The sequence below is a fragment of the Aeromonas sp. OTU364 genome (assembly GCF_038440395.1).
In the GTDB taxonomy this organism is placed as follows: Bacteria; Pseudomonadota; Gammaproteobacteria; order Enterobacterales; family Aeromonadaceae; genus Aeromonas.
In genome coordinates this window covers 38892-48397 of the sequence record NZ_JASATR010000026.1, presented here as the reverse complement: position 1 = coordinate 48397, position 9506 = coordinate 38892, and the positions used below count along the sequence as shown (strand labels likewise).

Genomic DNA, 9506 nt, shown 5'->3' with positions numbered 1-9506 from the left:
CCCCTGCCTTGCTCAGGCATCCAGCTCGAAGCGGCTGATGGCCTCGGTCAGCTGGCCCGTCTCCCGGGTCAGCCGGGCGGCGATCAACTCCCCCTGCTGGCTGTGTTCGCTGGACTGGTGGCTGAGTCCGGCGATCTCCTCCACCGTGCCCGCCACCTCCTGGGCCACCCTGGACTGCTGCTCGGTCGCGGTAGCGATGGCGGCGAGCTGGCCGCAGAGATCCTGCACCAGCGCCGACATGGCCGCCAGGGTCTCGGTGGCCGAGGCCACGGCCCCCCTGCCCTGCTCCACCAGCAGGGTGCCGCTGCCCACGGTATCCGCGGTCTGCCGGGTCTGCTGCTGTATGCTGGCGATGGTCTGGTTGATCTCCGCCGTCGACTGGCTGGTGCGGCTGGCCAGCTGGCGCACCTCGTCCGCCACCACGGCGAATCCCCGCCCCTGCTCCCCGGCACGCGCCGCCTCTATGGCGGCATTGAGCGCCAGCAGGTTGGTCTGCTCGGCTATGGTGGCGATCACCTCGGTGACGCGGCCCACCTGCTCGCTCTGGCTGCTGAGCAGCGTCATCGCCTGATTGGCCTGGGTGATCATGGCGGCAATCTGCGCCATGGTGCTCCCCATGCGGGCGAGGGTCTGCTCCCCCTGCCTGGCCTGCTGCTCGGTCTGCCGCGCGGCGCCAGCCGCATCGGCGATGTTGCCCGCCACCTCCCGGGTGCTGGCGGACATCTGCTCTATGGCGGCCGCGACCGTATCCAGCCGCTGATTCTGACTCGCCAGATCGTCCACTATGGCATTGGTGGTCTGGCCCACCTCGCGGCCGGCCCCTTCCACCTGCGCCACCGCCCCCTGGATCTCCCCCACCAGCTGGCGCAGCTGGCTCGACATCCGGTTGATGGAGCCGGTCAGCCCGCCCAGCTCGTCCTGGCGCAGCACCGGCAGGGGCGCACTCGGCAGGCGGCCATCGGCGACCTGCCCGGCACGGTTCACCAGGCTGGCGATGTCGCGGGTCAGGCGGCGGCTGAACAGCAGGGCCACCAGGGTGCCGAGCAGGATGACGCTGGTGGTCGCCAGCAGCAGGGTGCGGTGAATGGCCTGACTGGCACCGGCCAGCTTGCCCGCTATCTTGTCCACTTCTCCCCGGGTCTGGGTCACCTGATTCGCCAGCTGATCGGCGAGCCGGGTCAACGCAGGTTCTATGTCGGTGGCCATCAGGTGGTTGGCCTGATCCCAGTCCGGCGCCTGCCGCCTGGCGATCACCTGCCCCACCAGCTCGGCAAAGGGCGCAGACATCTCCTCAAAGAGCGTCCACAACCCCTTCTGCGCCTCGGTGAAGTTGCTCTGCTGCTGTTTCAGCTCGGCCACCCGCTGCAGATGGAACTGGTAGTAGTCCTGGTACTTGTCGCGATACTCCTTGTCCCCCGAGATGAGGAAGTCCCGCAGGGCGGAGAGGGCATTGGCCAGCCCGTTGTAGGCATCCCCCACCTGCTTGAGCAGCAGGCGGCGATCGCCGGGCAGTGCCTCCTGAGGGGTCGCCACCTCTTCGTTGGCGATGGATTGCAGCTGATCGAGTGCCGCCTCCGCCAGGGGGCCTGCCTCCAGCAGCATCAGGGTGTGGGCCGGCAGGTTATCTTCGGTATGGGCCAGGGCCCACACCTTCTCCTGCGCCCCCTTGAAGCTCTTGAGGGACCGGGTCAGGTCAGGCGTGAATCCCTGCTGCTCTATGGCGTGCCAGGCCTGCTCCCACTCCTGCTTGATGCGCGCACCTTGCGCCGGATCCTTACCGAGGATGAGGTAGGCCCGCAGGGAGGAGACGGTGGCGATCAGGGCCTTCTGGCTCGCCTCGTCCCGTTGCAGGGCGGGTAGGGCCTGGGCCAGCAAGGCCTCCTGGGAGGCTTCAATCCGGCCGAGCTGATGGTAGACAAGGGCGGAGGAGAGAATGATGAGCAGGTTGATAAAACAGAAGCTCAACAACAGCTTGCTTGATATTTTCATGACCATCCTTGTGTCGCAGGGGCATCCTGCCCTTGATTAGCGCCCGATCAATGCGGGCAATCGTTCGCGCCAGGTGTCATGCCAGACGAGCAACTCCTCGCGTGGCATGGGGCGTGCGGAGAAGAATCCCTGGCACTGATCGCACCCCAGCCTGGCCAGTAGCAGCCAGGTGGCCTCGTCCTCGACCCCCTCTGCCACCGATTTTAACCCCAACTTGCGCGCCAGTTCGATACTGGATTCGATGATGGCGAGGCGGGAGGGATCTTCATAGCAGCGATCGACGAAGGATCTGTCCAGCTTCAGCTCGGTGAACGGCAGCAGGGCGAGCTGCTGCATGGAGGAGTAGCCGGTGCCGAAGTCGTCGATGGAGAGGCCGAAGCCGTGCATCCGCAAGCGGGTCAGCACCTCCAGGGACTTGCCGAGATCCTTGACGAAGGCGCTCTCTGTCACTTCCAGGGTGATGAGCTCGGGGTTGATGCTCCAGCGCTGGCAGTGATTGAGCAGGGTATTGCACAGATCCCCCTCGATCAGCGACGTGGTGGAGAGGTTCATCGACAGGTTCAGGGAGAGCCCCGTCTTCTCCCACAGGTGGCCGTCGCGCAGTGACTTGCCGATGATCACCTCGGTCAGCGGATCCATGAGCCCGTTGTGCTCCGCCAGCGGGATGAAGCGGGCCGGCGAGATGAGCCCATACTCGGGGTGCTGCCAGCGGGCGAGCGCCTCCATGCCGACCCACTGACCGTTTTCAAAGCTCACCTTGGGTTGATACCAGGGCAGCAGCTGGTCCTGCTCCAGGGCCCGGCACAGCTCATCCAGACTCAGGCTGTGGCCGTCTTCCTCCTGGCTGCGCGCCTGCTGGGGCTGCCAGGCGCCGATCAACTGGGCGATCTGCTGATGGCTGGCGGGTTTGTCGATGCGCCCCAGCACCTGCAGGCCGTAGGCACGACTCATGCGCAGCACGGCGTCGACCACATCGTCCTCCAGCGCGCTGCACAGCACTATGCCGCCGCGAAAGCCGCCGAGGGAGAGGCGACGCAGCAGGGCCATGCCATCCATGCCCGGCATCCGCAGATCGCAGAACAGGATGTCAACCTGGTGGTGCTGGCACTGGGTCAGCGCCTCCTCCCCGTCCTGGGCTTCCAGCAGGTTGCCGTAGCCAAGCCCGCGGATCTGGTGCATCAGGGCCTTGCGCTGGAAGTTGTGATCCTCCACCACCATGATCGCCAACTCATGCCGTGCACTATTCATCGAGCCATAACTCCATTTCACCTCTGATAGAGTCCATCAATGCCTGTACCGTCTGGACCAGCTCGTCGAGCCTGTCCAGTTGCTTCAACCTGGCCGCCGCCTCCAGCTGGGCGGCCTCGGTCGCCAATGCCTGCTGCCCCACCATGCGGGCGGCCCCCTTGATGCGATGCGCCGTCTCCACCAGCGCCTGGGTATCCTGCCGGGCCAGGGCCTGCATCATGTCTTCGCCATCCTGGCGGTTGGCCTCCAGATATTCGCTGGCCATGCTGCGCGCCACCCCCTCGTCACCAAACAGGGTCAACCAGCATATTCCCGGAGCCTGAACCTCTGCTTGCCGAGGGGCCACTGCCTCCTGTTGCGGGCTGGCCGCCGGTAGCCAGCGAGCCAGGGTCTGGCGCAGGGTTTCCAGGCTGTAGGGCTTGAACAGCATGTCGTTCATGCCGGCCTCCAGCATCTGCTGGCTGGCCTCCTCAGAGGTGTCGGCGGTGACGCCTATAATGGGCGCCTCGTCACCGGCCGCCCGCAGGGTGCGCGCCAGGGTATAGCCATCCATCACCGGCATGTGGCAATCGGTGAGCAGCAGGGCGAACTCCTGCCCTTGCCAGGCGCGCAGCGCCTTCTCCCCATCATCCACCACCTCGGGCTCTATGCCGAGGATGGCGAGCTGGCGGGTCAGCAGCGCGCGGTTGACGGGATGATCATCCGCCACCAGCACCCTGCCCCTGAGTCGCTCGCCCTCCATCTGCATCGGCTGGCTCGACCGCTCGCTCGACAGCTGGCGGCAGGTCTCCAGCAGCAGATCCGGGTAGATGGGGGACTGGCCGATCCGCCACCAGGCGTCACTGCCCATGCGGCCACGCAATGCCTCATGGGGGGAGAGTACTATGCCCTTGAGGGAAGATTGCTGCAAATGCTGCAACCAGCCACTGCCAAGGGCCTGCTCCAGGCGGCTCTCCTGCGCCAGCAGGCAGCCCTCAAGGGGATGACGCCACTGCTCGGCGCTCATGGGGTGGAGCGTGGCGCCGAGCTGTTCCATCACGGCTTGCAGCACCTCGTCCTCCCCGAACCACCACCAGTGCTGACCCGCCAGCGGCGGAGCATCCCAGCGGCACTCGGCCAGGGGGATGGCGAAGGTCACTGTAGTGCCGACCCCCGCCTCGCTCTCCAGCACCAGGCTTCCCCCCATCTTCAGGGTCAGCTGATGGCAGATGGCGAGCCCGAGCCCGGTGCCGCCAAAACGCCGGGTGATGTCGGACTCCACCTGCTTGAACGGGGTGAACAGATTGACCTGCTTATCCCGGGCTATGCCGATCCCCGTATCCCGCACCGTCAAGGTCAGCTGATGGGCCTGATAGCCCACCTGGATGGCAATCTCCCCCGCCTCGGTGAACTTCACCGCGTTGTTCAGCAGATTGGAGATCACCTGACCCACGCGCACCGCGTCCAGGCTGGCCTGATCCGGCACCTCCTGTCCCCACGCCAGCGTCACGTTGAGCCCCTTGCCATAGGCCAGGGTGGCATGACCCCGGATGACGTCGCAGATGACAGAGGTCAACCGGCAGGGATGGGGATTGAGTTGCAACTGCCCCGCCTCCATCTTGGAGAAGTCCAGGATGTCGTTCACCAGATAGAGCAGGTGATTGGTGGAGGTAGAGATGTTGCGCAGCATGTAGCGCTGGTCGTCATCGAGGGCGCTCATCTGCAGCAGCTCCAGCATGCCGTGCATGCCGGAGATGGGGGTGCGCAACTCGTGGCTCATGGTGGCGAGGAACCGGCTGCGCACCTGGGTCGCCTCCTCCGCCACCCGTCTGGCCTCGCGCAGCTCCAGCTCCTGGCGCTTGAGCTTGGTAATGTCCTGCACCACCCCGTTCAGGATGACCCCCTCCAGCCCCTCCTGTCGCACGAAATGGCCCCGGATCTGCAGGTAGCCCGCTTGTCCCTGACGCCTGATCTCCACCTCGAGATCCAGCGGCTGCATGGTCAGGGCATGGCGCTCCACCGTGGTCACGAAGTCATGCAGGGCCTGCCCCGTCAGCCCCAGCAGGGTGTCGTCGGCCGCCTCGGACCCCATCATCTCCTCGAGCCCCTGGGAGGTGTAGAGGAAGCTGCCGTTGCCCGGCCCCAGCCAGTGATACTGATAGACCAGTCCCGGCATGCTGTCGGTGATCTGGGTCAGCCGGGTCTGCGCCTCCTGCGCCGCGGAACGCGCCTGCCTCAGTTCGGTGACGTCGGTCAGTACGGTCAGGATCCCGAGCCGCTTGCCGTCGGGACCGACGAACAGCCGCTTGGTGTAGATCATCTGATGCTCGGCACCGTCGGCGAGCCGGATCTCGCCGCGGCCGTGCAGCTCCTCGCCGCTCTCCCAGACCCTGGCATCCTCCTCGATCACCCTGGCCCGGATGGCCTCCGGCAGCCTGTCCTTGAGCAAGCGCTCGTACGAGCCGCTCAGGTTCTCGCCCCCCAGGAACATCTGCCGGTATGCCAGGTTGGTCATCGCGATTTCATAGCGCTCATTGGTCAGCACCACCTGGTTGGGCAGGGCATCCAGCATCATCTGGACGAACACCAGCTGCTCTTCGAGCCGGCGCTCCGCCTCCCGCCGCTGACTGATCTGGCGGCGCAGGGTCCGGTTCCAGCCCACGAACAGCAGCAGGAAGAGCAGAAAGATCCCCCCGCCCAGGGAGGACCAGAGCAGCACTTTGCGCGGATCCAGCCCCGTCTGTATGGTCAGGGAGAGCCACTTCTTCTCCAGGGCAACCAGCTCCTCCGGGGGGATGGAGAGCAGCACCTTGGTCAGGATCTGCTGCAGCATGGGATCCTGCAGGTGGGCCGCCATGGCGACGGGAACCCGCAACTCGCTGCCGGAGAAGACCACCTGATAGCGATCGCTGAAGCCCCGCTGCAACGACTGCTCCAGGGTGGTCATGCTCATCAGCACATAGTCCACCTTCTGCTGATCCAGAAGCGGCAGCAGCTCGGGATCGCTTGCGACCGTCACGGCCTCGGCTCCCACCTCGCTCAGCAGGGATTTCTCTACCGAGCCCCCCACCATGCCCACCCTGTATCCCTTCAGCTCCCTGGGACTGGTCAGCTCCGCCATGCCCTGCCTGCCCACTATCACCCGGTTGAGAGAGACATAATTGGGCGTAAAGCGGGCAAACTGCTGGCGCTCCATGGTCGGGGTCATGGCCGGGATGAGGTCCAGCTGGCGAGCCTGAAACAGTTCCAGGGTCTGGGCCCAGCTTCGGGTCTGCACCAGGGTGAACTGCAGGCCGGCGCGCTGGTTCAACATCGCCAGCAGATCGGCTACCAGCCCCTTGAGCCGGCCCTTGTCGTCTATCTCGCTCATCCCGGGCCAGTTTGGGGCGATCCCGTACTTGAGCACAGGGTGCTGCTGCAGCCACGCCTGCTCCGGCGCGCTGAAGACGACCTCCTTGCTGCCCTTCACCAGCTCATAGTCAACTATGCCCCCCGCCTCCAGGATGCGGCGGCGCTCGCCGGGCGAGATGTCATCCAGCGCCCGCTCAAGCAGCCCCTGCAGGGGCTCGTTGCCCGGCGCCACCGCCATGGCGAGGGAGGTATCCCTCATCCAGTCCACCGTGGTCAGCGTCATGCCCGCCATGGCCTGCAGGCGGCTCAACATGGGCAGCTCGGCCAGATAGGCGTCCGCCTTCCCCTCCTTGAGCATGAAGATCGCCTCATCCCGGCTGTCCACCGTCACCAGGTTCGAGATGCCAAGGCGCAGCAGCTCATCGCAGGCGCTGACACCGAAGACGCAGACCCAGCGCACCCCGTAGGCCTCCTCCAGGGAGAGGCTCTCCCGCCCCCCGGTCAGCAGCACGGCGCGGGGCAACGCCATCAGCTCCGAGGTAAACAGCATCCGCAGCTTGCGGATCGGGCTGGGGGCCACGCCGATCACCATGTCAATCTTGCCGTCCAGCAAGGCCTGCTGGACCGCCGTATTGTTGGCATAGGTGCGATAACGCAACTCGAGGCCCAGGCTGCCCGCAATCTGCGAGGCAAAGGCATCCAGGGGGCCGGTGAAGTTACCCCGGCCATCGGTATAGATATAGGGGGGCCAGGCCGTCGCCGGCATGCCGACCACCAGCTCATGGTGGGTGAAGAGCCATTGCTGCCCGGATGGCGCGAGGGCGCTCCTGTCCAGCAGCGTCTCGACCGCCGTCGCCCCCTGGCTACAGCAGGCCAGCCAGCACAACAGGATGAGGCGATAGCAGCGGCAAAGCATAGGTGACTCCCGTATGGATAGGAGGGGGATCATAATGTGTCTGGCTCAATGTGCGACAACAAAATTGAGAGAATGCTCATCAGCAAAGAAAAATGGCAGGCCCAGGCCTGCCATCCAGGAGTCGGGGGCCAAGGCCCCTCGCCTCAGGTTATTCGATTCCCGAGTCGGAAACCGGTTTGAAACTCCCGCTCACGGACATGAGCGACCTGCACATTTTGCCCTTCCAGCCCGATGTCCTTGAGCAGGGCGGGAGAGAGATGCAGATAGCTGACGCGACGCTCCAGCCGGGTGATCCGTTTTTGAACCAGGGTTTCGACGCGGCGCAGCAGGGCGAGTTCGATAGACATAATATTCTCCAGTTGAACGTGCGGTTCTCCCGGAGAGAGGCATCACCCTGCGGGACAACCGCGGGTGATGAAAAAGCAGGTGTTACCTGTTCCCTCCACGCGGTAAATAAAGAGCACGAGTCTTCGCGCTGCCATTGCAGCGATCGAACGCAACGTTGAACATGGAATGTTGCATGATCGTCTCCTTACCGTGTGAAAGTTGAACAAGTTGCCACAGTCTAAAAAAACACCGAATTTTACGCAATATCACCCCCACCCATATGGGTGGAATGCGGCCACAACCGGCCCCGGTCAAATCCCGGACAACAGCCTGAACTCCTCAAGCGCATAGGTATCCGTCATGCCGCTGACATAGTCGAGCAGCAGCCGCACCCTGTAGTACCACTCCTGCTCGGCGCCATTGTCAAAGCGCGGATCCCGGCTGACCACCGCCAGCCGGTAGGCCTTGAGGTGGCGGGCCGACAACCGGTGGAACAGCCGCCGGGCGAAGAAGAGCTCGCTCCCGCCGTTGCCCGCCAGCAGTCGCTCGAACTGGGCGGCGGGCAGGGCCAGCAGGCAGGCGTAGGTGGAGAGCACCCCGCGCAGGGCGGCATAGCCCTCCAGCTCCAGCGCCTCGACCTCGGGGCGCATGAAGACCTGCTCCCTCGCCACCCCCTTGAGCACATCCAGCACCCGGGCCGCCGGGGCCTGACCGTGCAGCAGCGCCCTGGGGTAGGCCCCGCTCAGTATGGCCTCGTGGTCGCTCACATAGGTGTGGGCCGCAAGCGCCACCAGATCCCGGGTCAGATGCTGGCGAAAATGGGGGAAGAAGCCCCGACCGGAGGCGAGCGCCTCCTCGAGCAGGCTGGCCATGTAGTCCCCCTCATCGGCACTGCGCAGCGCCGCCAGCAACTCCCCCTGGGTGAGGATGCGCCTGTCCACCGCGTCCTCCAGATCGGCGATGCAGTAGGAGATATCGTCCGCCGCCTCCATGATGTAGACCAGCGGATGCCGGCACCCCGGCGCCAGCCCCAGACTCTGGCCAAGGGCGCGATAGAGGGGTTGCTCGCTGAAGAAGATGCCGCGCTTGCTGGTCCAGCCATGGTGCTGGCCATAGCCCTGGGGACTGTGCAGCAGGGGCTGCTGCGGGTATTTGCACAGGGCCGCCAGCTGGCCCAGGGTGAGGTTCATCTCGTGCAGGCTGTGCACCAGCCGCAGGCTCTGGGCATTGCCGTCAAACACCAGCAGGTCCTGGCGAAGCTCGGCCCACTGCGGGCTCGGCAGCTGATCATGGGCGCTGGCGAACAGCTCATCCAGCGACTGTGCCAGCCACTGGCTCATCACCTGCTCGCCGAAGTGGCCGAACGGCGGGTTGCCGACGTCGTGCAGCAGGCAGGCCATCTCCACCAGGTTGATGAAAGCCCCTTCGCAGACGGTGCCCGCCGGCAGGGCCGCCAGGATGCGCCGGCTGATCTGGCGACCCGTCTCCTGCACCTCCAGGGAGTGGGTGAGACGGCTGCGCACCGAGGCCTTCACATCGAGCGGGAAGACCTGGGTCTTCTGCTGCAGGCGGCGCACCGGCGCCGCCTGTACTATGCGGGCGCGATCCTGCTCGGTCGCCTCCAGCAGCTCCTCGCTGCCCCAGGGGTGAATGCGCGCCGGGGTAATCAGACTGTCATACATGGTGCGGCTCCTTG

5 protein-coding genes are annotated in these 9506 nt (G+C 65.3%); all 5 read right to left on the bottom strand.

Going from position 1 to position 9506, the window contains the following annotated elements; all coding sequences use genetic code 11:
- Positions 1–12 precede the first annotated feature (12 nt).
- Positions 13–1989, bottom strand: coding sequence for a methyl-accepting chemotaxis protein (locus AAHB08_RS19830; protein ID WP_342059865.1), 1977 nt, complete (start codon positions 1987–1989; stop codon positions 13–15).
- 36 nt (positions 1990–2025) lie between these two features.
- Complete coding sequence (locus AAHB08_RS19825; protein WP_139435051.1) at positions 2026–3237, bottom strand: EAL domain-containing response regulator; 1212 nt, start codon at positions 3235–3237, stop codon at positions 2026–2028.
- The gene (locus tag AAHB08_RS19820) at positions 3230–7483 is read right to left on the bottom strand and encodes a transporter substrate-binding domain-containing protein (protein WP_342059864.1); all 4254 of its coding nucleotides are present in this window, start codon (positions 7481–7483) and stop codon (positions 3230–3232) included. The genes AAHB08_RS19825 and AAHB08_RS19820 overlap by 8 nt, the downstream gene beginning before the upstream one ends.
- Before the next feature lie 143 nt (positions 7484–7626).
- On the bottom strand, positions 7627–7830 hold the full coding sequence (locus tag AAHB08_RS19815) for a hypothetical protein (protein WP_342059863.1): 204 nt from the start codon (positions 7828–7830) through the stop codon (positions 7627–7629).
- 291 nt (positions 7831–8121) lie between these two features.
- Complete coding sequence (gene dgt, locus AAHB08_RS19810; RefSeq protein WP_342059862.1) at positions 8122–9492, bottom strand: dGTPase; 1371 nt, start codon at positions 9490–9492, stop codon at positions 8122–8124.
- Positions 9493–9506: the final 14 nt, after the last annotated feature.